This window comes from Isoptericola variabilis 225 (assembly GCF_000215105.1).
Lineage (GTDB): Bacteria > Actinomycetota > Actinomycetes > Actinomycetales > Cellulomonadaceae > Isoptericola > Isoptericola variabilis_A.
The window spans coordinates 886,693-911,182 of the sequence record NC_015588.1; the positions used below are offsets into that span (position 1 = coordinate 886,693).

General features: G+C 76.2%; 19 protein-coding genes. 10 read left to right on the plus strand and 9 right to left on the minus strand.

All coding sequences use genetic code 11. The annotated features are described in order from the left end of the window. Window positions 1-7: 7 nt before the first annotated feature. A complete protein-coding gene (locus tag ISOVA_RS04110; RefSeq protein WP_013837996.1) occupies window positions 8-1,588 on the minus strand; it encodes an aminopeptidase P family protein in 1,581 nt (526 codons plus the stop codon). A gap of 191 nt (window positions 1,589-1,779) precedes the next feature. After that, window positions 1,780-2,598, minus strand: a complete 819-nt coding sequence (locus ISOVA_RS04115) for an alpha/beta fold hydrolase (RefSeq protein WP_013837997.1) — start codon at window positions 2,596-2,598, stop codon at window positions 1,780-1,782. Window positions 2,599-2,716: 118 nt separating this feature from the next. Here ISOVA_RS04115 and ISOVA_RS04120 point away from each other — a divergent pair, with 118 nt between their 5' ends. Further along, on the plus strand, window positions 2,717-3,571 hold the full coding sequence (locus ISOVA_RS04120; protein ID WP_041294771.1) for a PHP domain-containing protein: 855 nt from the start codon (window positions 2,717-2,719) through the stop codon (window positions 3,569-3,571). After that, window positions 3,568-4,197 (plus strand): MarC family protein, encoded by a 630-nt coding sequence (locus tag ISOVA_RS04125; RefSeq protein WP_013837999.1) that lies wholly within the window; start codon window positions 3,568-3,570, stop codon window positions 4,195-4,197. The genes ISOVA_RS04120 and ISOVA_RS04125 overlap by 4 nt, the downstream gene beginning before the upstream one ends. Window positions 4,198-4,215: 18 nt before the next feature. Here the strand turns inward: ISOVA_RS04125 and ISOVA_RS04130 are convergent, their stop codons facing one another. Continuing rightward, window positions 4,216-4,515, minus strand: a complete 300-nt coding sequence (locus ISOVA_RS04130; protein ID WP_013838000.1) for a DUF1905 domain-containing protein — start codon at window positions 4,513-4,515, stop codon at window positions 4,216-4,218. 128 nt (window positions 4,516-4,643) lie between these two features. Then, window positions 4,644-6,290 carry a DEAD/DEAH box helicase gene (locus tag ISOVA_RS04135; protein ID WP_049788231.1) on the minus strand — a complete coding sequence of 549 codons (1,647 nt, stop codon included), beginning with the start codon at window positions 6,288-6,290 and terminating at the stop codon, window positions 4,644-4,646. A gap of 249 nt (window positions 6,291-6,539) precedes the next feature. Between ISOVA_RS04135 and ISOVA_RS16705 the strand changes: the two genes are divergently transcribed. Continuing rightward, window positions 6,540-7,253 carry a ferritin-like fold-containing protein gene (locus tag ISOVA_RS16705; protein WP_013838002.1) on the plus strand — a complete coding sequence of 238 codons (714 nt, stop codon included), beginning with the start codon at window positions 6,540-6,542 and terminating at the stop codon, window positions 7,251-7,253. A gap of 18 nt (window positions 7,254-7,271) precedes the next feature. Here the strand turns inward: ISOVA_RS16705 and ISOVA_RS04145 are convergent, their stop codons facing one another. Further along, entirely contained in the window at window positions 7,272-7,496 is a 225-nt protein-coding gene (locus tag ISOVA_RS04145) for a DUF3107 domain-containing protein (RefSeq protein WP_013838003.1), read from the minus strand. 236 nt (window positions 7,497-7,732) lie between these two features. Here ISOVA_RS04145 and ISOVA_RS04150 point away from each other — a divergent pair, with 236 nt between their 5' ends. Next, window positions 7,733-10,969, plus strand: a complete 3,237-nt coding sequence (locus ISOVA_RS04150; protein ID WP_013838004.1) for an ATP-dependent helicase — start codon at window positions 7,733-7,735, stop codon at window positions 10,967-10,969. Next, on the plus strand, window positions 10,966-14,589 hold the full coding sequence (locus ISOVA_RS04155; RefSeq protein ID WP_013838005.1) for an ATP-dependent DNA helicase: 3,624 nt from the start codon (window positions 10,966-10,968) through the stop codon (window positions 14,587-14,589). The genes ISOVA_RS04150 and ISOVA_RS04155 overlap by 4 nt, the downstream gene beginning before the upstream one ends. Window positions 14,590-14,670: 81 nt before the next feature. Here the strand turns inward: ISOVA_RS04155 and ISOVA_RS04160 are convergent, their stop codons facing one another. Continuing rightward, window positions 14,671-15,594, minus strand: coding sequence for a macrolide 2'-phosphotransferase (locus ISOVA_RS04160; RefSeq protein WP_013838006.1), 924 nt, complete (start codon window positions 15,592-15,594; stop codon window positions 14,671-14,673). Window positions 15,595-15,644: 50 nt separating this feature from the next. Here ISOVA_RS04160 and nudC point away from each other — a divergent pair, with 50 nt between their 5' ends. Next, window positions 15,645-16,586, plus strand: coding sequence for an NAD(+) diphosphatase (gene nudC, locus ISOVA_RS04165; protein ID WP_013838007.1), 942 nt, complete (start codon window positions 15,645-15,647; stop codon window positions 16,584-16,586). A 9-nt stretch (window positions 16,587-16,595) separates the two neighbouring features. On the opposite strand, the gene ISOVA_RS04170 is transcribed toward nudC, so the two are convergent. Further along, window positions 16,596-16,874 carry a mycoredoxin gene (locus ISOVA_RS04170; RefSeq protein ID WP_013838008.1) on the minus strand — a complete coding sequence of 93 codons (279 nt, stop codon included), beginning with the start codon at window positions 16,872-16,874 and terminating at the stop codon, window positions 16,596-16,598. Between the two features lie 63 nt (window positions 16,875-16,937). Between ISOVA_RS04170 and ISOVA_RS04175 the strand changes: the two genes are divergently transcribed. Both ISOVA_RS04175 and ISOVA_RS17475 read left to right on the plus strand, forming a co-directional pair. Continuing rightward, complete coding sequence (locus ISOVA_RS04175) at window positions 16,938-18,980, plus strand: ATP-dependent DNA helicase UvrD2 (protein ID WP_013838009.1); 2,043 nt, start codon at window positions 16,938-16,940, stop codon at window positions 18,978-18,980. A gap of 463 nt (window positions 18,981-19,443) precedes the next feature. After that, complete coding sequence (locus ISOVA_RS17475) at window positions 19,444-19,836, plus strand: WhiB family transcriptional regulator (RefSeq protein ID WP_081474808.1); 393 nt, start codon at window positions 19,444-19,446, stop codon at window positions 19,834-19,836. 16 nt (window positions 19,837-19,852) lie between these two features. On the opposite strand, the gene ISOVA_RS04190 is transcribed toward ISOVA_RS17475, so the two are convergent. After that, window positions 19,853-20,908 (minus strand): ubiquitin-activating E1 family protein, encoded by a 1,056-nt coding sequence (locus tag ISOVA_RS04190; protein ID WP_013838012.1) that lies wholly within the window; start codon window positions 20,906-20,908, stop codon window positions 19,853-19,855. 107 nt (window positions 20,909-21,015) lie between these two features. Here ISOVA_RS04190 and ISOVA_RS04195 point away from each other — a divergent pair, with 107 nt between their 5' ends. Beyond that, window positions 21,016-21,555, plus strand: coding sequence for a SprT-like domain-containing protein (locus ISOVA_RS04195; RefSeq protein ID WP_041294773.1), 540 nt, complete (start codon window positions 21,016-21,018; stop codon window positions 21,553-21,555). Window positions 21,556-21,577: 22 nt separating this feature from the next. On the opposite strand, the gene ISOVA_RS04200 is transcribed toward ISOVA_RS04195, so the two are convergent. Beyond that, entirely contained in the window at window positions 21,578-23,119 is a 1,542-nt protein-coding gene (locus ISOVA_RS04200) for a zinc-dependent metalloprotease (protein WP_013838014.1), read from the minus strand. Between the two features lie 188 nt (window positions 23,120-23,307). On the opposite strand from ISOVA_RS04200, the gene ISOVA_RS04205 reads away from it, so the two are divergent. Then, window positions 23,308-24,450 carry a YlbL family protein gene (locus ISOVA_RS04205; protein ID WP_013838015.1) on the plus strand — a complete coding sequence of 381 codons (1,143 nt, stop codon included), beginning with the start codon at window positions 23,308-23,310 and terminating at the stop codon, window positions 24,448-24,450. Window positions 24,451-24,490: the final 40 nt, after the last annotated feature.

Here is a 24,490-nt window from a genome sequence, read left to right on the forward strand (position 1 = left end):
CCGGGCGTCAGCCGCGCAGGGACGCCATCCAGGCCTCGACGTCCTCGGGACGCCGGGGGAGCGCGGCGGAGAGGTTCTCGTTGCCGTCCTCGGTCACCAGGACGTCGTCCTCGATGCGCACGCCGATGCCGCGGAACTCCTCGGGGACCGTGAGGTCGTCCGCCTTGAAGTACAGGCCCGGCTCGATCGTGAAGATCATGCCCGGCTCGAGCACGCCGTCGAGGTAGAGCTCGCGGCGCGCCTGCGCGCAGTCGTGCACGTCGAGGCCGAGGTGGTGGCTCGTGCCGTGCACCATCCAGCGGCGGTGCTGCTGGCCCTCGGGCGACAGCGCCTCCTCGGCGGGCACGGGCAGCAGGCCCCACTCCTCGAGCCGCTCCGCGATGACCTTCATGGCCGCGGCGTGGATGTCGCGGAAGCGCGTCCCGGGCTTGGCGACCTCGAACGCGGCGTCCGCGGCGTCGAGCACGGCGGTGTAGATCTTCCGCTGGACCTCGGTGAACTCGCCGTCGACCGGCAGCGTCCGGGTCACGTCCGCGGTGTACAGGGAGTCGACCTCGACGCCGGCGTCGAGCAGCACGAGCTCGCCGGGCCGCACGACGCCGTCGTTGGTGATCCAGTGCAGCGTCGTGGCGTGGTCGCCCGCGGCCGCGATGGTCTCGTAGCCGACCGCGTTGCCCTCGAGGCGGGCGTAGGAGTCGAACGTCGTCTCGATGACGCGCTCCCCGCGGCGGTGCGCGACGGCGCGCGGCAGCGCCCGCACGACCTGCTCGAAGCCCTCGATCGTGCGCGCGACGGCCTCGCGCATGTGCTCGATCTCGAGCGCGTCCTTGACGAGCCGCAGCTCCGACGTCGCCTCGACGAGCGCCTCGTCGGAGACCTCGTCCGACTCCTCGAGGCCAGCCTCGGCGCGGATCGCCTCGACGAGCGCGTCGATGGCCTCGTCCGCGCCCGTGACGACGACGATGCGCACGCCGTCCGCGCCGACGTCCTTCGCGAGCGCGTCGCGCAGCTCGTCGACGTGCCGGGCCTCGATGCCCGTCAGCGTCGTGACGTCCTCGAGCGTGGGGCGCGCGCCGACCCAGAACTCGCCGTACCGCGCGTCGGCGTAGAACTCCTCGTTGTCGCGCGGCGCCAGCGGGCGCACGTAGAGCACGGCGTGGTGGTGCGACGGCGTGCCGTCGGCGCCGGGGTCGCCCTCACCGTCGGCCACGGGATGCAGCACCAGCACGGCGTCGGGCTCGTGGTCGGTGCCGAGGCCCGTCAGGTGCGCGAACGCCGAGTGCGGGCGGAAGCGGTAGTCCGTGTCGTTCGAGCGGGTCTTGAGCGGGCCGGCGGGGATCACGAGCCGCGTGCCCGGGAAGCGGGCCGACAGGCGCGCGCGACGCTCGGCGGTGAACGGCACGGCGCGCGACGGCTCGACGCCGAGGTCGGGCCGCGGTGCCCACCCCGACATCACGAACTGCTTGAACGCCTCGGACTGCGGCCGCTGCGAGCGGTTGCTCCCGCGGTCGGAGACCGTCTCGGCCCGGGTCTCGGCGGGCGGGGTCTCGGACGGGGTCGTCGGGTCGACAGGGGTTGCGTCGGTCATGCGCCCAGTCTCGCACCCGCGAGGTAGCGCATTCTCCGCCGACGTAGCGCGTTTCTCGGCGACGTAGCGCGTTTCTCGGCGACGTAGCGCGTCTTTCACCGACGTAGCGCGCGACGTCGCGGGATGCAGCGCTACCTCGGCGTGCGGAGCGCTACCTCGGCGTGCGGAGCGCTACCTCGCCGCGGGGTGCGCTACCTCGCGGGGACCGGAGAGGGGGAATGGGTGCGGGAGAACTCGCGCAGAGCCCGGTCGAGCACGCGGTTGAAGGCCTCGGGGGCGTCGGTGTTGACGTCGTGCCCGGCGCGGGGGACGACGACGAGCGCGCCGCGCTCGGCCGCGGCCAGGTGGCGCGCCTCCTCGAGCCGCATGCGGTCGCGGGCGCCGTTGACGAGCCACACCGGCGCGCGCGCGGCACGCAGGTCCGCCACGGACGAGCGGCCGGCGAGCTGGGTGAGCGCGTCCGTGACGACGTCCCACCCGGGGGTGTAGACGCTCGAGGACCGGGGCCCGCCGAACGCCGCGGCGTCGGCGCCACCGGCCACGGAGCGTCCCGTCGCCAGCGCACGCCAGCGCGTCCCGGCCCGGCGCACGTACCGGCCGACCGCCGTCGTGCCGGCGACCGTGACGCGCGCGACGTCGCGGAACAGCGCGACGGGCTTGCCCCGCGGGTCGGACGAGCAGCCCGCCGCCACGATCCCGGCGAGGGGCGCACCGCCGTCGGACGCGTGGCGCGCCGCCCAGCCCAGGCTCGTGTACCCGCCGAGCGACAGACCCACGAGCGCGACGGGCCGTCCGTCGAACGACTCGACCGCCTCGTCGATGACCTCGAACGCCCGGGTGAGCGAGAAGCGCTCGTCGTACCGCGCGCCGTGCGCGGGGAGGTCGACGGCGACGGCCGGGTGACCGGCGTCGCGCACGTGCTCCAGCTGATGCGCCCAGATGGCCGACGAGGTCCGCATGCCGTGGACGAACACGACGGCGGGGGCGGGGTGAGGGCGGTGTGCAGTCATCCCTTCGATCGTCCCGTGCCGGTTCGGCGCTCGCCTGTGCGCACCCGGCGGACCGTGTGGAGACCTCGTGCGGACCGTGCGAGCCGGCCGGTCCCGCGCCCCGCATATCCTTGGAGCCGTGATCGACCTCCACACCCACTCGTCGGTGTCCGACGGCACCGACGAGCCCCGTCAGGTGGTGGAGGCGGCGGCCGCGGCGGGCCTGACCGTCGTCGCCCTCACCGACCACGACACGACGGCCGGCTGGGACCAGGCGGCGCAGGCCGTGGCGGAGCACGGGGTCGCGCTCGTGCGCGGCACGGAGGTCTCGACCCGCGTGCGCACGCCCGACGGCGCGAGCATCAGCGTGCACCTCTTGTCGTACCTGCACGACCCGACGAACCCGGCGCTCGCCGACGAGCTCGAGCGCACGCGCGCGTCGCGCCGCACCCGTGCGCGCGCGATGACGGACCTGCTCGCGCGCGACTTCCCGATCACGTGGGACGACGTCGTCGCGCAGACCGGCGACGGCACGACCGTCGGCCGGCCGCACCTCGCCGACGCGCTCGTCGCGCTCGGCGTCGTCGCGACGCGCGAGGAGGCGTTCGCCACGGTGCTCCACCCGGGCGCGCCGTACTACGTGCCGCACTACGCGCCCGACGCCGAGGTGGCGGTCCGCGCCGTCCGCGCGGCCGGCGGCGTCCCGGTCATGGCGCACCCCGGCGCGGGTGCGCGGGGACGCGTCGTGGCGGACGAGACGATCGCGGAGCTCGCCGACGCGGGACTCGCGGGTCTCGAGGTCGACCACCGGGACCACGACGCCGCCACCCGCGCGCACCTGCGCGACCTCGCCTCGGCGCTCGGGCTGTTCGTGACGGGGTCGAGCGACTACCACGGCACCGGGAAGCTCAACCGGATCGGCGAGAACACGACGGCACCCGAGGTGCTCGAGACGATCGAGGGGGAGGGCGCACTGCCCGTGGTCCGGCCGTGAGCTGGTTCGACGTCGTGGTGTTCACCGAGGTGTTCGTCACGCTGTTCGTCATCATGGACCCGCCGGGCACCGTCCCGGTGTTCCTCGGCCTGACGTCGACGATGACCGCGAAGCAGCGCAACCGTGCCGCGCGCCAGGCGATCCTCGTGGCGTTCGGCGTCATCGTCGTGTTCGCGGTGTTCGGGCAGCAGGTCCTGCACTACATGGGCATCTCGCTGCCGGCGCTGCAGGCGGCGGGCGGCCTGCTGCTGCTCGTCGTCGCGATGGAGCTGCTCACGGGGAAGATGGAGTCGGCCGAGCCGTCGGGCAACCAGTCCGTCAACGTGGCGCTCGTGCCGCTCGGCACGCCGCTCCTCGCGGGGCCGGGCGCGATCGTCGCGACCATGGTGTTCGTCCAGCAGACCCGGGGCGACGACGACGCGCTCGCCCAGGTCCTCGCGATCGCCGCGGCGATCGTGGCGGTGCACGTGGCGCTCTACCTGTCGATGCGGTTCGCCAACGTGCTGCAGCGCCTGCTGCGCGACTCGGGCGTCACGCTCGTCACGCGCATCTCCGGCATCCTGCTCGCGGCGATCGCGGTCCAGATGATCGCGACGGCGGTCACCGAGTTCGTGCGCGCCGCCTGATCCCGCGGGCGCGCCGGCTCAGACCCCGACGGGCTCGAGCGTGACGACGACCTCGTCACCCGGGCCGATGCCCTCGGCCTGCCGGACCGCGCGCTTGAGCGGCAGGACGTAGCCCTGCTCCTGCTTCGACGGGAAGACCGACGTCGACCACGTCGTCGAGCCGACCGTCACGCGGACCCTGATCGAGCCGAAGCCGCGCGGCGGCAGCGGGAGGTCGGCGAGCTGGTCGGACTCGTCGGGAGGCACGGTCACGAACCACCACGAGTCGTCGGACCGCGCGTCCCACTGCCACAGCGGTGCCGTGAACGTCAGGCGCATGCGGGCAGGCTACGCCGCGCCTCCGACAGCCTCCGGACAGCGCTGTGGGCGTGATCCTTGGTCCGCGATACCCGCTCGAAGCGGGTGAATCGGACCAGAGATCACGCCCACGACAGAAGGCAGGAAGGTCAGCCTTCGCCACCGCCGCTGCGCGTACGGCGGCGACGCCGACGACGGGGCTGGCCCTCGCCGGACGCGGCACCCTTGCCCGACGCCGGGCGCTCGCCCGGAGCCGAGCCCTCGGCCGAGGCCGAGCCGTCCGCGTGGGCGGCGGCGCCGTCGCGCGAGCCGGCACGGCCGCGGCCGCCGCGCGAGCGCGACCGACCGCCGTCACGCCGCTCACCGTCACGCCGCTCGCCGCGGCCCTCGCCGCGCGGACCGCGCGAGGCACCCGGGGCTCCGCCGGTCTTGCCCGAGCGCTTGCCCGTCTCGCCGAGGTCCTCGAGCTCCTCGGCGTCGAGGCCGGCGAGCTGCTGCTTCTCCTTCGGCAGACGGCCCTTGGTGCCCTCGGGGATGCCCAGGTCGGTGTACAGGTGGGGCGAGGTCGAGTACGTCTCGACCGGCTCCGGGTGGCCGAGGTCGAGCGTGCGGTCGATGAGCTGCCAGCGCGGCACGTCGTCCCAGTCGACGAACGTCACGGCCGTGCCCTTGTTGCCCGCGCGGCCGGTGCGGCCGATGCGGTGCAGGTAGGTGCGCTCGTCCTCGGGGCACTGGTAGTTGACGACGTGCGTGACGTCCTCGACGTCGATGCCGCGGGCCGCGACGTCGGTCGCGACGAGCACGTCGATGTGGCCGTGGCGGAACGCCCGCAGCGCCTGCTCGCGCGCGCCCTGGCCGAGGTCGCCGTGGATCGCGCCGGCGGCGAAGCCGCGGTCGCGCAGCTCGTCGCTCACCTTGGCCGCGGTGCGCTTGGTGCGGGCGAACACGATCGTGCGGCCGCGGCCGTCGGCCTGCAGGATGCGCGCCAGGACCTCGATCTTGTCGAGCGCGTGCGCGCGGTACACGACCTGGCGCGTGTTCTTGACGGTCGCGCCCTGGTCGTCCGGGTCGGCGGCGCGGATGTGCGTCGGCTGCGACATGTACCGGCGGGCCATCGAGACGACGGGGCCGGGCATGGTCGCGCTGAACAGCATGGTGTGCCGGACGGCGGGCGTGCGCGAGAGGATCTTCTCGACGTCGGGCAGGAAGCCGAGGTCGAGCATCTCGTCGGCCTCGTCGAGCACGACGGTCGCGGCGCGCGTGAGGTTGAGGTGGCCCTGGTTGAGCAGGTCGACCATGCGGCCGGGCGTGCCCACGACGACCTCGCAGCCCGCCTTGAGCGCGTCGATCTGCGGCTCGTACGCGCGGCCGCCGTAGATCTGGACGATGCGGACGGACCGCTTCTTCGAGGCGGTCGCGAGGTCGTTGGCGACCTGGACGGCGAGCTCGCGCGTCGGCGTGACGACGATCGCCTGCGGCTTGCCCGGCGCCGGCAGGTCGTCGTAGCCGGGCTCGCCCGGCGCGACGACGCGGTGCAGCAGCGGGACGCCGAAGCCGAGCGTCTTGCCGGTGCCGGTCTTGGCCTGGCCGATGATGTCGTGCCCCTGGAGCGCGACGGGCAGCGTCATCGCCTGGATGGGGAAGGGGTGCGTGATGCCGGACTCGGCGAGCGCCTCGACGATCTCGGGACGGACCCCGAAGTCGGCGAAGCTCACGTCCTGGGCCTGGATGGCGGACGGCGTGCTCAGGTCGGGCTGGGCCGCGCTCGTCGCGGCCGCGGTGTCGGTGGTGGTCACTTGTGCCTTCGTGTGCTCGTCGGCGCGGGGGACCACGAGGTCTGGCCGCGGGTCGCACGCAGCGCCGAGGTGGTCGGCAGCCGATCGTGGAGGAACGTCGCGCGGTTCCGCAGGGACCTGCGGGCCGGCGCGGGGAGGTCAGCACGTGACGACCGGGCAACCGAGGTACGCGGCCCATGCTACTGGACGGCCCGTCGCGACGCCGAGCGGCCCGGCGGCGGGCGTGGCGCGACGCCCTATCCTTGCCCCGTGAGCGAGCACCGAAGCACCCCGCCCAGTGCGGCGTCGACGACCGCGTCCGACGGCGGTCCGCAGGCCCTGCTCGAGCTGCTGGGGCTCGCGTCCTACACGGAGCTCGCGACGTTCGGGCTGCTCGCGAGCCGCTCGGTCGACGCCCCGGACCTCGCGACGCGGCAGACGCTCGCCGAGGCGGCCGACCAGGCGCTCGGCCGTCAGCTGCGCCTGCTCGAGCTCGCGTCGGGGCACGGGGTCGGCGCCGTCGACCTCATGACGCCGTTCGACGGCTCCCTGACCGACTTCGACGCGCGGACCCAGCCGGGCAGCTGGTGGGAGGGCCTGCTCAAGGGCGCGGTCGGGCACGGCGTCGCCGCCGACCTGTGCACGACGCTCGCGCGCGGCCTGCCCGACGGTGACGCCGCGGCCGTGCTCGCGGTCGTGGAGGACGCGACGCGCGCCGACACGACCCTCCGGCTGCTGACCGACGCCGCCGCGCGCGACGACGTGCTCGCCTCCCGGCTCGCGCTGTGGGGCAGGCGCGTGGTCGGCGAGGCCCTCACGCTCGTCCAGGCGCTGCTGACCCGGCACCCCCGGCTGGCGGACCTCGCGAGGTCGGCCGCGCCCGGTGACGCGCCGGCCGCGGCGGGGGACGTGCCCTCGTGGCTGCTCGCGGCCCTCACGGCCGAGCACACGCGCCGGATGGACCGCATCGGCCTCGCGGCCTGACGCTCCGAGGACCTGAGGTCAGAGGGAGCCGAAGCCGACCGGCCGCTGGGCCCCGGTGCCGAGCTCGACGTACCCGATCGCCGTCGCGGGCACGATCACGCGACGCCCGCGGGAGTCGGTGAGCTCGAACGACGTGCCGCCGTCGAGCGCCTCCTTGACCGCCGCCGCGACCTCGTCCGAGGTCTGGTCGGTCTCGACGACCAGCTCGCGCGTCAGGTTCTGCACACCGATGGTGACTTCCACGTTCTCTCCTTCGCGAGCTGCGCCGCCGACGGCGGCGCGACGGTCCTTCGAGTCGCCTCGATCGTAGCCGGGGCGCGGACGGCTCCCCGCCGCTTCCGCCGAGGGTGAAACGGTCGCGCCGCCCGAGCGCTCGCGGCCGGGTCGTGTCGGTGGGCCGTGGTCGAATCACACCCGTGGCATCCGCACCCGCGCAGCTCGAGCTCGTCCCGCCGTCGTCGACCGACGACGGCGGTCGCGTGCTGCTCGACCCGACGCAGGAGGCGGCGGTCGAGGCGGCGCTCGCCCGCTCCGTCACGCTCGTCGTCGGCGCGCCGGGCACGGGCCGCACGACGGTCGCCACCGAGATCGCGGTCCGCGCGCTCGACGCGGGCCTCGACCCCTCCCGCGTCCTCGTCCTCGCGGCGTCGCGGCGTGCCGCCGCCCGGCTGCGCGACCGCGTCACCGCGGCGGCCGGCCGGACGGTCGGGGCACCCATGGTCCGCACCGCGGCGTCGGCCGCGTTCGCCGTGCTGCGCACGCGTGCCGCGGCGCTCGGCGACCCTCCGCCGCTGCTCGTGTCGGGGCCGGAGCAGGACCTCGTGCTCGCCGAGCTGCTCGCGGGCCACCTCGCCGGGGAGGGTGCGCCGCTCGCGCTCCCGCCCGGTCTGCCCGAGGAGTCGCTGGGCCTGCGCGGACTGCGCCAGGAGCTGCGCGACCTGCTCATGCGCGCCGCGGAGCGCGGCCTCGGCCCCGCCGACCTCGACGAGCTCGGGCGCCGCCACGAGCGGCCCGAGTGGGTGCTCGCCGCGCAGCTCTACGAGGAGTACCTCGACGTCACGGCGCTGCGCCTCGGCACGCCGGACGCCGGCGCGCGCTACGACCCCGCCGTGGTCGTCGACGAGGCCGCGCACGCGCTCGCGTCGTGGGAGGACGAGCTGGCGGGCGTGCCGCGCCCGGCGTGGGACCTCGTCGTCGTGGACGACTACCAGGAGGCCACGGTCGCGACCGCCCGGCTCCTGCACGTGCTGCACGACGGCGGCGCGCGCCTCGCGCTGCTCGCGGACCCCGACTCCGCGGTCCAGGGCTTCCGCGGCGCGGCACCCGGGCTGGTCGGCCGCGCGGCCGCGCCCGCGCGCGGCGGCACGGTCGGCGCGTTCGACGCGCACACGGTCGTGCTCGGCACCGCGTGGCGCCAGGACGCCGCGCTCCGTACGGTCACGTCGGCGGTCACGCAGCGCATCGCGACCGTCTCCGGCGCGCTGCACCGCGGCGCCGCGCCGCGGCCCGACGACGGCGCCCCGGCCGCGCGCGTCGACGTCGCGGTGCTCGCGGGCGCGGCGCAGGAGGCGGCCTACGTGGCGCGAGAGCTGCGCGCCGAGCACCTGCTGCACGGCACGCCGTGGGAGCGCATGGCCGTCGTCGCGCGCAGCGGCGACCGGCTCGCCTCGTTGCGCCGCGACCTCGTGGCGGCGTCGGTGCCCGTCGCGCTGCTCGGCTCCGACCTCCCGCTGCGCGACGAGCCCGCCGTCGCGCCGCTGCTCGCGGCCCTGCGCGTGTGCGCGCCGGCGCCCGGCAGCCTCGAGGCCCTGCTGGGCGACGAGCTCGGCGACGAGGCGGTCGAGACGCTCGACCCGGAGACCGCCGCGCTGCTGCTCACCTCGCCGGTCGGCGGGCTCGACGCCGTCGCGCTGCGCCGCCTGCGGCGCGCGCTGCGGGCCGAGGAGATCGCGGGCGGCGGGGGGCGCTCGTCGGACGCGCTGCTCGTCGAGGTGCTCGGCGACCCCGCGCGCGCCGAGTCGCTGCCGCCGGCCGTCCGCCGCGCCCCGCTCGCCGTCGCGCGCGTCCTCGCCGCCGGCCGCGCGGCGGCCGCCGAGCGCGGGGCCACCGCGCAGACCGTCCTGTGGGCCGTCTGGGACGCGACGGGCCTCGCGCGCCGGTGGCGCGACGCGGCGCTCGCGGGCGGCCCGGCGGGCGTGCGCGCCGACCGCGACCTCGACGCGGTCCTCGCCCTGTTCCGCGCCGCGGAGACGTTCGTCGACCGCATGCCGGGTGCGCCCGTCGCCGCGTTCGTCGACTACCTCGCCTCGCAGGACCTGCCCGCGGACTCGCTCGCGGCGTCGGCCACGGGCGCGCACGCGGTCGAGGCGCTCACCCCGGCGGGCGCCGCCGGGCGCGAGTGGGACGTCGTCGTCGTCGCGGGCGTGCAGGACGGCGTCTGGCCCGACCTGCGGCTGCGCGACTCGCTGCTCGGATCGCAGGCGCTCGTCGAGCTCCTCGCCGGTCGCGCGTCGGACGCGCACGTGCTCGGGCCCGAGGCGCGCAAGCAGGTGCTCGCCGACGAGCTGCGGGCCTTCGCCGTCGCGACGTCGCGCGCCCGCCGGCGGCTCCTCGTCACGGCCGTGGAGGACGCCGACGACAGCCCGTCGGTCTTCCTCGACCTGGTGGCGCCGCCCGGCGGGGAGGGCGCCCCGGCGCGCGACACGGAGGGCCCCGACCCCCGCCGCGTGACCGTCGGTCCGCCGCTCGACCTGCGCGGGGTCGTCGCGGCCGCGCGCGCCGAGCTCGTGCGCGCCGTCGCGGCCGGGGTGCCCGACGGCGGTGGGCGGCCCGCGGGTCCGGCACCGGGCGCCGCGGCACGGCTCCTCGCCGACCTCGCCGCGGCGGGCGTCCCCGAGGCCGACCCGAGCACCTGGTACGGCGTCGCGCCGACGTCGAGCGACGCGCCGCTGTGGGGCCCGGACGACACGGTCGCGGTCTCGCCGTCGAAGGTCGAGACGGTGACGACGTGCGGCCTGCGCTGGGCGCTCGAGGCCGCGGGCGGCACGCGCCCCGACGCGGCGCACCAGACGCTCGGCACGCTCGTGCACGCGATCGCGGAGGACCTGCCGTCGGGGTCGCTCGCCGAGCTGCGCGCCGAGCTCGACCGGCGCTGGCCGCGGCTCGCCCTGCCGGACGGCTGGCCCGCACGCCAGCTGCGGCACCGCGCCGAGCGCATGATCGAGCGCCTCGCGGAGTACTACGCGGGCGCGGGCGAGCCGCTGCTCGTCGAGCCGGGCTTCGAGGTGACCGTCGGGCGCGCGCGCCTGCGCGGCAAGATCGACCGCGTCGAGCGCGCGGGCGACGACTCCGTGACGGTGGCCGACCTCAAGACCGGCCGCAGCGCGCCGTCGAAGGCCAAGGCGGCCGAGCACCCGCAGCTCGGCGCGTACCAGCTCGCCGTCGAGGAGGGTGGGCTCGACCTGCCGCCCGGCACGCGCAGCGCGGGCGCGCAGCTCGTGTACCTGGGCACGCCCACGGTCTCGCCCACGGTGCGTGCGCAGCCCGCGCTCGCGCCGGAGCCGGACGGCACGAGCTGGGCGCGGTCGCTCGTCGAGGGCGCCGCCGACACCATGGCGTCCGCCCGCTTCACCGCCCGCGAGAACGACCTGTGCGCCGTGTGCCCGGTGCGGCGCTCGTGTCCCGTGCAGCCCGAGGGAAGGACCGTCGTCTCATGACCTCCGAGCCCGCACCCCGCCCGGACGACGCCGACGGCCTGTTCGCCGACGACGTCTGGGCCGCGTTCGAGGCGCCGCGCGACGCGGCGCTCGGCTTCCCCGAGCTCGCGGCCGAGGCGGCGTCGCCCGAGGCCGGTCGCGCGCCGGAGCTGTCGGCGCGCGACATCGCCGCGCTCCTGGGCCGGCACGCGCCGACCGACGAGCAGGTCGCGGTCATCGAGGCCCCGCTCGAACCCGTGCTGGTGGTCGCGGGCGCCGGCTCGGGCAAGACCGAGACGATGGCGGCGCGCGTCGTGTGGCTCATCGCGAACCGGCTCGTCGAGCCCGAGGAGGTCCTGGGGCTCACCTTCACGCGCAAGGCCGCGGGCGAGCTCGCCGCGCGCGTCCAGTCCCGGCTCGCGCAGCTCGCGCGCGCGCAGGGCCGGGCCGCGTCGGCGCTCGACCTGCTCGCGCGCCCGACCGTCGCGACGTACAACGCGTACGCGGCCTCGCTCGTCGCCGACCACGGGCTGCGGCTCGGCATCGAACCGGGCTCCCGGCTCCTCGGCGAGGCGAACCAGTACCAGCTGGCCGCGCAGGTCGTGGAGTCCTGGGCCGACGACCTGGGCACCGACAAGGCGGTGAGCACGGTCGTCGGCGCGGTCCTGGCGCTCTCGGGCGCGCTCGGCGAGCACCTCGTGCCCGTCGACGAGGCGCGCGACCGGCTGCGCGAGCTCGTCGCCCACCTCGACGCGCTGCCCCTCGGCCCGCGGCAGAAGGCGCGCACCAAGGACGTCCAGGCGATCATCGACTCGGTCGCCGAGCGTGAGCGGCTGCTCGACCTCGTGGAGGAGTACCGGCGGCGCAAGCGTGCGACCGACTCGCTCGACTTCGGCGACCAGATCGCGTTCGCGGCGGACCTCGCGCGCACCGTGCCCGCGGTCGGGGCGCACGAGCGCGCCCGGTACCGCGTCGTGCTGCTCGACGAGTACCAGGACACCTCGTACGCGCAGGTCGAGCTGCTCGCCGGCCTGTTCGGCGGCGGGCACGCGGTCACGGCGGTCGGCGACCCGCACCAGTCGATCTACGGCTGGCGCGGTGCCTCGGCGTCGGGCCTCGCGCGGTTCCCCGAGCGCTTCCGCACGGCGGCGGGCGCGCCGGCCGCGGTCCGCTACCTCAGCACCTCGTGGCGCAACGACGCCGCGGTGCTCGCCGCCGCCAACGTCGCGTCCGCGCCGCTGCGCGAGCCGGGGCCGGGCGGGGCGCGCGTCGAGGTCCCGCCGCTCGACCTGCGCCCGGGCGCGGGGCCGGGGGCCGTGGCGGCGCACGTCGCGACGACGCTCGAGGAGGAGGCCGAGGCGGTCGCCGAGTGGGTCGCCGCCCGGTGGCGGCGCGCGGCGCGCCCCGACGGCTCCGACCGCGTGACCGCCGCGGTGCTGTGCCGGGCGCGGGCGCAGTTCCCCGCGGTCGAGGTCGCGCTGCGACGCCGCGGCCTGCCCGTCGAGGTGGTGGGCCTCGGCGGCCTGCTCTCGACGCCCGAGGTGGTCGACGTCGTCGCGCTGCTCGAGGCCGTGCACGACCCGTCCCGCGGCGACTCGCTCGTCCGGCTGCTCACCGGTCCGCGCGTCAACCTCGGCGCGTCGGACCTGCACGCGCTCGGGTCGTGGGCCGCCGACCTGGCGCGCACCGACGACCCGCACAAGCGCACGCGCGCCTCCTCGCCTCGGGCCGCCGCACCGCCGGACGGGACGCCGGACGAGACGGCGGACGGGTCTGCGGACGAGACCGTCGACGAGACGACGGCGGACGAGACCGTCGTCGAGGGCGACGTCGTCGACCACCGGTCGGTCGTCGACGCGCTCGACGACCTCCCCGAGCCCGGCGTGCCCGCGCGCGACGGCCGCGTCCTGTCGCCCGAGGGCCACCGGCGCCTCACCGCGCTGGCGCGCGTGCTGCGCGGCCTGCGCGGGCTGACGTACCTGTCGCTGCCGGAGCTCGTCGTCCAGGCCGAGCGGGCGCTGGGCCTCGACGTCGAGGTCGCGACGGCCGACGTCCTGGCCGACCGCCTCGGCGGTGCGGCCGAGGGCGTCAGCCTGCGCGGGCGCGAGCACCTGGACGCGTTCCGCGACGTCGCGGCCTCCTTCGCGCAGTCGGCCGACGTCGCGACGCTCGGTGCGTTCCTCGCGTGGCTCGGCGTCGCGTCGGAGCAGGAGCGCGGCCTCGACATGCCCGTGCGCGAGCCCGACCCGGACGCCGTGCAGGTCATCACCGCGCACGCGTCCAAGGGCCTCGAGTGGGACGTCGTGGCCGTGCCCGGGCTCGTCGACGGCGTGTTCCCCAGCCAGGCGGAGTCCGCTCAGGGCCGCACGGACAGCGGCTGGCTCACGGACGTCACGGCGCTGCCGTACCACCTGCGCGGCGACGCCGAGGACCTGCCCGCGTTCCGCTGGGACCTCGCGAGCGACACGAAGGACCTCGCCGCGCGCCGCGACGAGTTCAAGCTCGACGCGGGCGCGCACCAGCTCGCCGAGGAGCGACGGCTCGCCTACGTCGCGTTCACGCGCGCCCGGCGCGAGCTGTTCCTCACCGCCCACCGCTGGGGCACGGGCAGCAGGCCGCGGCGGCTCTCGCCCTTCCTCGTCGAGCTCGTGGAGGCGGGCGTCGTGTCCGCCGAGGGGTGGGCCGGCGAGCCGGACCCCGAGGGGCCCAACCCGCGCGACGCGCTCGAGGCGTCGGGCACGTGGCCGGCGGCCGACGACGCGGCACCCGGCTCGGCGCGCGACGTCCTGCGCGCGACGGCCGCGCTCGTCGAGCGGGCGGCCGTCGAGCGGGCGGAGGACGTGCGCGCCGCCGGCCGGCCGGACGAGGAGGCCGACCCGGTCACGGCGCCGGCCGGCGTCCTCACCGACGGCGCGGGCAACGACCTCGTCGAGCTCGCGCGCACCCTCCTGGCCGAGCGGGACGAGCGCACGGGACGCGCCGTCGAGCTGCCCGCGCACGTCTCGGCGTCGGGCCTCGTGCGGCTCGCGACCGACCGCTCGGAGTTCGCGCTGCAGCTGCGCCGCCCGGTGCCGAACGAGCCCACCGTGCACGCGCGCCGCGGCACCCGGTTCCACGAGTGGGTCGAGCAGTACTTCAGCTCCGCGTCCCTCGTCGACGTCGAGGACCTGCCCGGCGCCGAGGACGCCGAGCTGCCGGCCGACGCCGACCTCGAGGCGCTCCGCGAACGGTTCCTCGCCTCGGAGTGGGCCGGACGCACCCCGATCGCGATCGAGCAGGACGTCGAGACGCCCGTCGCCGGGGTGCTGCTCCGCTCGCGCATCGACGCCGTCTTCACCGACCCGGACGCGCCGCCGGCGGCGCCTGGCGAGCCGCAGCCGGTCGTCGTCGTCGACTGGAAGACGGGGCGGGAGCCGTCCGACCCCGAGGCGCGCGCCGCCCGCGAGGTGCAGCTCGCGGTGTACCGGCTCGCGTGGTCGCGCTGGACCGGGCTGCCTCTGGAGAAGGTGAGCGCCGCGTTCTGCTACGTCGCCTCGGGCGTCACGGTGCGCCCCGAGCGCCTGCTCGACGAGCACGAGCTCGAGGCCCTCATCCTCGGCACCGCGGACGACCACCGACGTAGCGAACGGTCGTCGAGATAGCGACCCGTCGTCGTTCAGGGCCGGTCGGACGGCGACGGCTCGCTATCTCGGCGACGGATCGCTATCTGGCGGGCCGAAGCCTCAGGCGGGGGCGTCCTCGCGGGTGGCCTCGTCGAGGTCCGCGAGCATCGACTCGGCGTCGGCGACGACGTCGGGCAGCCCGCGCCGCACGCCGTGCAGCAGCCACCGGGCGAGCGCGAGCTCGCCGACGAGCAGCGCCCGGTCGACGAGCCGGGGGTCGCTGAGCTCGGTGCGGCGCAGCTGGTACGCCTCCATGATCGAGTCGACGGCCTCGGGCGGCGCCGCGACGAGGAGCCAGGCGAGGTCGTCGGCCGGGTCGGCGACGCGCGCGTCGGACCAGCCGCTCATCGCGGTCACGCGCGTGCTGCTGACGAGGAGCTGGTCGGGCGCGAGGTCGCCGTGGACGACGACGGGCTTGAACCGCCACAGCGCGACGTCCTCGAGCGCGGCCTCCCAGCGGCGCAGCAGGGCCGGGGGCACCCGGCCCGTGGACGCGGCCTCGTCGAGCTCGACGAGGCGGCGCTCACGGTACTCGGCCGCGGTGTAGGACGGCAGGCCGCACGCCTCGACGACCGACGGCGGCAGCTCGTGCACCGCGGCGAGCGTCCGGCCCAGGTCGGCCGCGAGCCCCGGGCCCGGCCGCAGCGCGTCGACGTTCAACGGGGTGCCGGTGATGCGGCGGTGCACGACGGCGCGGCCGCCCTCGGGCAGCAGCGCGAAGCCTGCGACGCGCGGCACCACGAACGGCAGCACGCCGGCCTCGACGTACAGGTGGAGCGCCTCGAGCAGCTCGACCTCGGCCTCGAGCGCGGCCCCGGCGATGGTGTTCCGCGGGGCGCGCACCACCCACTCCTCGCCGTCGTGCGCGGCGACGACGGCGACGTCGTAGTCGCCCGGGACATCCTCGGGGCGGACCGAGCGGGCGTCGAGACCCGGCACGGCCGCCGTCGCGAGGGCGGCGAGGGCGAGCGGACTGCGTGGCACCCGACCACCGTAGAGCCCGCCGACCCTCGCGAGCGGATACGGTCGAGGGCGTGTCCCCGCTCCACCTGCCCTTCACCCGCAGCGTCCACGACCGTGCGGCGCACCGCCGCACCGAACCCGGGCTGGTCGAGGAGCTCCTCGCCGACCCGGCCACGCGCGCGGTGCGGGTGCGCGGCGCCCGCGTCGCGGTGACCGACGACGGCGGTCGCCCGCGTCCCGTCCTCGCCCCGGCCGACGCGGTGGGCGCGCACGACGACGGCACGTGGCTCTTCCTCGGCGAGCACGACGGCGCGGGCCTCCTCGCGCTCGCGCTGCCCGACGACGGCGCGGCCGGCGCGCAGAGCGGCGTCGACGACGGGTCGGACGGCCGCTGGGCGGGCCTGCGCGAGCTGACGGCGCTGGACGACCTCGAGCAGGGGATCGTCGTCGAGGCGGTCGCGCTCGCGCAGTGGCACACGGCTCACGCGCGCTGCCCGCGCTGCGGCGCGCCCACGACGGCCGGGCAGGCCGGGTGGACCCGCGTCTGCGCGGTGGAGGACCGCGAGCTGTACCCGCGAACGGACCCCGCGGTCATCATGGCCGTCGTCGACGACGAGGACCGGATCCTGCTCGCGCACGGCGCGGCGTGGCCCGCCGGGCGGTACTCGACGCTCGCCGGCTTCGTCGAGCCCGGCGAGGGCCTCGAGCACGCGGTGCGTCGGGAGGTCGCCGAGGAGACCGGCGTCGTCGTCGGCGCCGGCCCCGACGACGTGCTCTACCGGGGGAGCCAGGCGTGGCCGTTCCCGGCGTCGCTCATGGTGGGGTTCCGGGCGCGTGCGGTGCGCACCGACGTGCGCGTCGACGACGACGAGATCACCGACGCGCGCTGGTTCACGCGCGCGGACCTCGTCGAGGCGGCGGAGGCGGGCGACGTGCGCCTGCCGGGCGCGCAGTCGATCGCGCGGGCGCTCATCGAGGAGTGGTACGGCGAGGAGCTGCCCGGCGCGTGGTGAGCGCGGGCGTCAGTTGGCCAGCGCGGCCTTGACCTCGGCGAGCGACGGGTTCGTCGCGGCGGAGCCGTCCGGGAACACGACGGTCGGCACGGTGCGGTTGCCGCCGTTGACCTGCTCGACGAAGGCCGCCGTCTCCGGCTGCTCCTCGATGTCGATCACCGTGTAGCCGATGCCCTCGGAGTCCAGCTGCGTCCGCAGCCGGCGGCAGTAGCCGCACCAGGTGGTCGAGTACATCGTGACGGTGCCGGGCTCGGGGAGCGTCGGGGTGGCGGTCGTGTCGGCAGGCATCGAGCGGTCCTCCTGGGGACGACGGTCGGTGGGTGTCGGCGTCGGCTGCAAGAATCGCAACCGATGTCCCTCGCCTCCAACACGACTGTTGCCTCGGTTCATCCCGACGCCGTCCTCGACGCCCTCGACCCCGAGCAGCGCGAGGTCGCGCTCGCGCTGACCGGCCCCGTCTGCGTGCTCGCGGGCGCGGGCACGGGCAAGACGCGCGCGATCACGCACCGCATCGCCTACGGCGTGCGCTCGGGCGCGTACAAGCCGACGTCGGTGCTCGCCGTGACGTTCACCGCGCGAGCGGCGGGGGAGATGCGCACGCGGCTGCGCGAGCTCGGCGTCGTGGGTGTCCAGGCGCGCACCTTCCACGCCGCCGCGCTGCGCCAGCTCGGCTACTTCTGGCCGCGCGTCGTCGGGGGCGCCCCGCCGCAGATCCTCGAGCACAAGGCTTCCGCGGTGGCCGAGGCCGCCCGCCGCATCGGCGTGAGCGTCGACCGCGTCGCGGTGCGCGACCTGTCGTCCGAGGTCGAGTGGGCCAAGGTCTCGCTCGTCGTCGCCGAGGACTACGTGAAGGCGGCGCTCGCGGACGACCGTCCCGCGCCGTCGGGCTACGACCACCAGACGGTCGCTCGCCTCCTGACGGCCTACGAGGACGTCAAGACCGAGCGCGGCGTGATCGACTTCGAGGACGTCCTGCTCATGCTCGCGGACATGCTGTCCTCGCACCCTCAGGTCGCCGAGGAGGTCCGCTCGCAGTACCGGCACTTCGTCGTCGACGAGTACCAGGACGTCTCGCCGCTGCAGCAGTTTCTGCTCGACCAGTGGCTCGGCGGGCGGCGCGAGCTCTGCGTCGTCGGGGACCCGTCGCAGACGATCTACTCGTTCACGGGCGCGACGCCGCACTACCTGCTGGACTTCACGCGCACCTACCCGGACGCCCAGGTGATCCGGCTCGTGCGCGACTACCGCTCGACGCCGCAGGTCGTGCACCTGGCGAACGAGGTGCTGCGCCGCGGCCGCGTCGCCGGTGCGCTCGAGCTGCGCGCGCAGCGGCCGGCGGGGCCGCCCGTGTCGTTCACCGTGTACGACGACGACGAGGCGGAGGCCGCCGGGATCGCCGCGCGCGCGGGGCGGCTCGTCGCGGACGGCGTGCGCCCGTCCGAGATCGCCGTGCTGTACCGGACCAACGCGCAGTCGGAGGCGTTCGAGGCCGCCCTCGCCGACGCGGGCATCTCCTACCAGGTGCGGGGCGGCGAGCGGTTCTTCCAGCGCAAGGACGTGCGCGACGCGGTCGTGCTGCTGCGTGGCGCGGCCCGCTCGGCCGACGGAGACCAGCCCATGCCCGAGCTGGTGCGCGACGTGCTCACGTCGGCCGGCTGGTCGGAGCGCCCGCCCGCGGCCCGCGGCGCCGCCCGCGAGCGCTGGGAGGCCATGAACGCGCTCGTGGGCCTCGCCGACGACCTGGCGCGCGCCGGCACCGACGAGCAGCCCGCGACGCTGGCGACCCTCGTCGCCGAGCTCGAGGAGCGCGCCGCCGCGCAGCACGCGCCGACCGTCGAGGGCGTCACGCTCGCGTCGCTGCACGCCGCCAAGGGGCTCGAGTGGGACGCGGTGTTCCTCGCCGGCATGAGCGAGGGGCTCATGCCCATCTCGCTCGCGGAGACCGACCAGGCGGTCGCCGAGGAGCGACGCCTCCTCTACGTGGGGGTCACGCGCGCCCGCGTGCACCTCGAGGTCTCGTACGCGCGCTCGCGCAACCCGGGCGGCCGCGCGTCGCGCAAGCGCACGCGCTTCCTCGACGGGTTGTGGCCCGACGAGCCGCGGGGCCGCACGGCCGGGCCCGGCACGCGCCGGCGGGGCCAGGCGCGCCAGCAGCTCACGGGCGAGGCGGACGTCGAGCTGTTCGACGCCCTGCGCGAGTGGCGCCTGTCCGTCGCACGCGAGACCGACAAGCCCGCCTACACGATCCTCGGGGACGCGACGCTCGCCGAGATCGCCGAGGTCCGGCCGTCGTCGATCGCGCAGCTGGCCAGGATCAACGGCATCGGACCGGCCAAGATCGACCGCTACGGGGCGACGATCCTGGCCCTCGTCGCCGACGCCGGAAGCCCCTGAGAAAAGTTCCCCCACGAATCTCCGAAAAAAGGGGTGGCGCTGGCGGGACCCGGGTCTATGCTCGGAGAGTCCCTGACGGAGATGGCGCGCGCCGAGAGGCGCGGAGCCCGAGAGCAGTGAGGAGGTGGGTGCAAGAGATGGACACGATGACCATGACCACGCTGGTGAACGCATCGTTCGGCTACGCGCCGGGGGAGAACTCTGCCCTCGTGCCGTGCCAGGCGGTCGTTCCCTTCCGTGCGCGTACGCACGTCGGAGCTGGCCTCATCGATCACGCCTTCGCACCCGACTCCGCACCCTGGATGCATCCGGTCTGTTGACCGGTCCAGGCCGCGGAGTCCACCCGGGACCCGCGGCCCTCGTCTTTCCGCCCAGGGAAGAAGACCTCACCAGGTCGCACGAACCGGCCCCCTGACGCCAGGGGGTCACCCGCAGGTCCTGAACATCGACGTTCGCACCACCCATGGACCTGACGGAGGAACTCGTGCGTCTCGCACAGCTGTTGGACGAGCGGCTGCTCGACACGATCCCCCAGGGCGGTTCCGGCCCCTGGACTCCCCATCAACCCCTGGCGCAGAGCCCGGACGAGGCGGCCGAGCTCGACCGCCAGTTCGCGGCGATGCTGCCGTGCCGCACCAACGACCCCGAGCTCTGGTTCGCCGAGCACACGGCGCAGGTCGAGGAGGCCAAGGCGCTCTGCCGCACCTGCCCGCTGCAGGCCGGCTGCCTCGCCGGTGCCCTCGAGCGCCGCGAGCCCTGGGGCGTGTGGGGCGGTGAGGTCTTCGTCGACGGCGTCGTGGTCGCGCGCAAGCGTGGTCGTGGTCGCCCGCGCAAGTCGGAGACCGTCGCCGCGTGACGGCACGTCCCGCCGGTCAGCCGGCGGGCACCAGACCGGTGCAGCCGCACCCCGGGTGCGGCTGCACCGGTCGTACCCGGGGCACGGCCTCGGGCAGCGCCACCTCGAGCGCGGCCCCCACGGCGGCCGGGCGCGCGCCGTCGAGCAGCGCCAGCACCTGCCCCGCCGCGAGCGCCGCCGCGTTCGCGGCCAGCGTCGTCTCCTGCGGCCGGTCGGGCTCGCGGCCGCGCAGCTGCTGCACGAGCCGAGGCCACCGGGCGTCGGCGTCCGCGACGTGGCGGTGCGCGCACCGCACGCACGCCGAGCGCCCCGGCAGCACGAGCGGGCCGACCACGACGTCGGCCTCGCGCACCACCACCGGGAGGTGCGGGACCCCGTCGCCCAGCAGCCGCCCGTACCGGTCGGGGTCGGCGACGTCAGGCTCCACGACAACCACCGCGTCCGGCTCGCGGCCGTCGACCTCGTGCACGACGTCGGTGCGCGGGTGGCGCTCGGCGAGCAGCTCGGTCAGCGCCCGCTCGCGCGGCGTGCCGACGTCGTCGCGGCGGTAGCCGCCGAGCCCGGTGTCGCAGGTCTGCACCGGCCGCGGGTCGTCGAGGACGAGGGTCCCGACGCCGGCCGTGGCGAGGTGCAGCGCCGCCGCCGCACCGACCCGGCCGAGGCCGCAGAGGCCGACCGTGCGTCGCGCCCGCGCCGCGAGCGTGACCTGACCCGCGCCGTCGGGCCGCAGCGCTCCGAGCACGGCCGCGTCGGCCGCCCCGTCCGCGGGGGCGGTGATCCGGCCGGCGGGAGGGGGCGGCCCCACGAGGAACCCCGAGCGCTCCAGGAGCTCCAGGACCTCGGCCCGCCGCGCGTCCTCGACCGCCCACCGCCGCGCGGTCTGCTCGAGCGACCGGTGCCGCCGCGCGGCCGCCTCGCACAGCCAGGACGCCTCGGCGTCGGACAGCCCCGCGACCACGAGCGCCCACCGGTGGTCGGTCCCGAGCTGCACCTCGCCGTCGCCGCGGTCGAGCACGGCCGTCCCGGGCCGGAGCCGGACCTCTGCGCGCGCCTGCGTCATCGCCTCCGTCATGCGCGCCACTGTGGCACGGGCGCGGCGAGCGCCCCGGGCGTCGTCCACAGGCCCGGGGCCGTGTGGCACGAAACACATCGGTGACGTTTTTTCGGTACGGTCGTTCCGTGGCCCACGACGCCCCGACGTCCGTGGAGGTGCGCCGGAGTCGACGGCGGACCGCCACGGTGAGCGCCTACCGCGACGGTGAACGCACCATCGTCGCGATCCCGGCGCGCTTCTCCCGCGCCCAGGAGCAGGAGTGGGTGGCGAAGATGCTCGCCCGCCTCGCGGACAAGGAGCGACGGCGGCGGCCGTCGGACGCCGAGCTCATGGCGCGTGCCCGGGAGCTGTCCGCCAAGTACCTCGACGGCCGCGCCCGCCCCACGAGCGTGCGCTGGTCCGCCAACCAGGGTCGCCGCTGGGGCTCGTGCACGCTCGTCGACGGCTCGATCCGCATCTCGACGCGCGTGCAGGGCATGCCCGCGTGGGTGCTCGACTACGTGCTCCTGCACGAGCTGGCCCACCTGCTCCACGCGGGGCACGGGCCCGAGTTCTGGAGCCTGCTCGACGCGTTCCCGCGGACCGAGCGGGCCAAGGGCTTCCTCGAGGGCGCGGCGTTCGTGCAGGACGAGTCGCTCGGCACGCCCGACGACGTCGACCCCTGAGCCGCGTCGGCCGTCGGCCGCGTCAGCCCTGAGCGGGGCGGTCCTCGCCCGCGGGCGCGTCGTCCCCGTCGTCGCCAACGTCGCCACCCCGGGCGTCACCGCCCGCCTCGCCGAAGATCTGGGCGAGCGCGGCGTCGACGTCGGCGTGCGCGTCGGCCTGGGCCGCGCGGCGGTCGAGGTAGCCGGCCGGGTCGTCGAGGTCGGCGGGCCCGGGCAGCAGGTCGGGGTGCTCCCAGACGGCGTCGCGGGCCTGCGGGCCGCCCGCATGCAGGACGTGCGCGAAGAGCGCGGCGGCGTCGCGCGAGCGGCGGGGCCGCAGCTCGAGCCCGACGAGCCCCGAGAACGTGTGCTCCGCCGGACCGCCCGCGGCGCGCCGCCGGCGCAGCATCTCGCGCAGCGGCACGGCGTGCGGCAGGTGGGGGAGGGCGGCGGTCGTGACGACCTCGCTCACCCAGCCCTCGACGAGCGCGAGCGCCGTCTCGAGGCGCAGCAGCGTCGCCCGCTGCTCCTCCGTGTGCTGCAGCCCGAACACACCGCCCGTGAGGGCGCCGCGCAGCGCCTCGGGGTCGGTCATGTCGATGTCGCGGACCTGCTGCTCGAGCACGTCGACGTCGATCGTGATGCCGCGCGCGTACTGCTCGACGAGGCCGAGCAGGTGCGCCCGCAGCCACGTGACGTGGGTGAAGAGCCGGGCGTGGGCCGCCTCGCGCAGCGCCAGGTAGAGGCGGACCTCCTCGAGCGGCGCGTCGAGGCCGTCGGCGAACGCGGCCACGTTGGTGGGCAGGAGCACGGTCGTGGGCTGGTCCAGCAGCGGCACGCCCACGTCGGTCGCGCCGAAGACCTCCCGCGAGAGCGTCCCGGCGGCCTGCCCGACCTGCATGCCGAAGACGGCGGCGCCGAGGCGGCGCATCATCTGCCCGGGGTCGAGCGCCCCGAGCGGGCCGAGGGCGCCGAGCGGGCCGAGGGCGCCGAGCGGGCCGAGGGCGCCGGCGGGCATGCCGGGCAGGCCGGGGAGCCCGAGCGCGTCGAGCTCGTCGCCGTCGCCGGGCAGCTGGTCGCGCAGCACGTCGGCGAGCGCCTCGGCGACCGACGTCGCGACCGGCGCGACGAGACGGTTCCACGCGGGCAGCGTCGCCTCGACCCACTCCGAGCGGCTCCAGGCGCGGTGCTGCCCGCCGGCGGGCGGCAGGTCCGTGACGACGTCGAGCCAGAGCTCGGCGACGGACAGCGCCTCGGTCGCGGCGCGTGCCTGCCCGCCGGTGAGCGACGGGTCGCCCTCGGCGACGGCGACCTGGCGGGCGACGTCGTGGGCGACGTCCTCGTTGACCGGCCCGTCGCCCGACGCGGACAGGAGCCGCTGGGCCTGCGCGAGGACGTGCTGCATCGCGGCGGGGTCGGGCGCGCCGGCGCCCGGCATGCCGGCGAGCGCGGCGGGGTCGAAGCCCTGGGCCCGCATCTGCGCCAGCACCTCGTCGGTCCGGTCGCCGAAGAACCCGGACAGCATCTCGCGCAGCATGCGCTCGCGCTCCTCGGCACCCTCGGGGTCGTCGGGCAGGTTGCTCACTGCGGGCTCCTCAGTCGCTCTCGGGTGCTGCCGCGGCCGTCCGTCGGCCCGGTCGTGCTCGGTTCTGGCTCGGTCGACGCGGGTGGGCCGCGTCTCACGGTACCCACGCTCGACGCGCGGCAGCGGGGCGCGGTTCCCGGCTTTCGCTCTGGGCGCACCCGTCCGGCGCGTCGGGAGATGATGGGCCCGTGACGTTCGACCGCGACATCCTCGCGCCCGCCGAGCCCGCCGACCGCTCCGAGCCCGCCCTGGAGCCCGCTCCGCCGGCGACGCGCCGCACCGTGACTCTGACGCTCGGCATGCTCGCGACGGCGGTCCTGGCGGCTGTGTGCCTGGTCATGCCGACGGCGTACGCGGTCCGCACCCCGGGCCCCACGGTGGACACGCTCGGCGTCCAGGACCTTGCCGAGGGCGAGAGCGTGCGCGAGGTGCCGCTCGTGGAGATCTCCGGCGCCGAGACGTACGAGCCCTCCGGGCAGCTGCGCCTGACGACCGTGTCCGTGTACGGCGGGCCGGGTGGCGACGTGCTGGTCGGCGACGTGCTGCTGGGCTGGGTCGCGGGCGACCGCTCGGTGCAGCCGGTCGAGGCGATCTTCCCGCGGGACCTCACGCCCGAGGAGCAGGAGGAGACGGGGCAGGCGGAGATGGTCTCCTCGCAGGAGAACGCGACCGTCGCGGCGCTCACCGAGCTCGGCTACGAGGTGCCCGCGACGCTCACGATCGTGGGGGCCGCGCCCGGGACCGGCGCCGACGGCGTCGTCGCGCAGGGTGACGTCGTGCGGACGATCGACGGCGAGCCCGTCGTCACGCACCAGGGACTGCTCGGCGCGCTCGACCGCGTCACCCCGGGCGACGACGTCGTGCTGGGCGTGCTGCGCGACGGTGAGGAGGTCGACCTGACCATCACGACGGGCGAGGGTCACGGGCGTGCGGTGCTCGGCATCTACCTCGACCCGCAGTACGACTACCCGCTCGACGTGAAGATCCAGATCGAGAACATCGGGGGGCCGAGCGCCGGCACCATGTTCGCGCTCGCGATCATCGACAGGCTGACCCCGGAGGACGAGCTCGGCGGCGAGGTCGTCGCCGGCACCGGCACGATGGACGTCGAGGGGAACGTCGGCGCCATCGGCGGCATCGAGCAGAAGATGCACGGGGCGGTGCGCGACGGCGCGCGGTGGTTCCTGGCGCCGTCGGGCAACTGCGACCAGGTGGTCGGCAGCGTCCCCGACGGGCTGCGGGTCGTCCCGGTGGCGACGCTCGCCGAGGCCCGCCAGGCGGTGGAGGCGATCGGCGCCGGGGACGGCGACGCGCTGCCGACCTGCTCCTGACCTGCCGCCGGCCCTGCCGTGGTCGGGACCGCCTGTGGAG

Excerpts from the sequence above, each read along its gene's own strand:
- ISOVA_RS04110 (WP_013837996.1), bottom strand. The coding sequence starts at position 1,588 with ATGACCGACGCAACCCCTGTCGACCCGACGACCCCGTCCGAGACCCCG.
- ISOVA_RS04115 (WP_013837997.1), bottom strand. The coding sequence starts at position 2,598 with ATGACTGCACACCGCCCTCACCCCGCCCCCGCCGTCGTGTTCGTCCAC.
- ISOVA_RS04130 (WP_013838000.1), bottom strand. The coding sequence starts at position 4,515 with ATGCGCCTGACGTTCACGGCACCGCTGTGGCAGTGGGACGCGCGGTCC.
- ISOVA_RS04155 (WP_013838005.1), top strand. The coding sequence starts at position 10,966 with ATGACCTCCGAGCCCGCACCCCGCCCGGACGACGCCGACGGCCTGTTC.
- ISOVA_RS04170 (WP_013838008.1), bottom strand. The coding sequence starts at position 16,874 with ATGCCTGCCGACACGACCGCCACCCCGACGCTCCCCGAGCCCGGCACC.
- ISOVA_RS04175 (WP_013838009.1), top strand. The coding sequence starts at position 16,938 with ATGTCCCTCGCCTCCAACACGACTGTTGCCTCGGTTCATCCCGACGCC.
- ISOVA_RS17475 (WP_081474808.1), top strand. The coding sequence starts at position 19,444 with ATGGACCTGACGGAGGAACTCGTGCGTCTCGCACAGCTGTTGGACGAG.
- ISOVA_RS04190 (WP_013838012.1), bottom strand. The coding sequence starts at position 20,908 with ATGACGGAGGCGATGACGCAGGCGCGCGCAGAGGTCCGGCTCCGGCCC.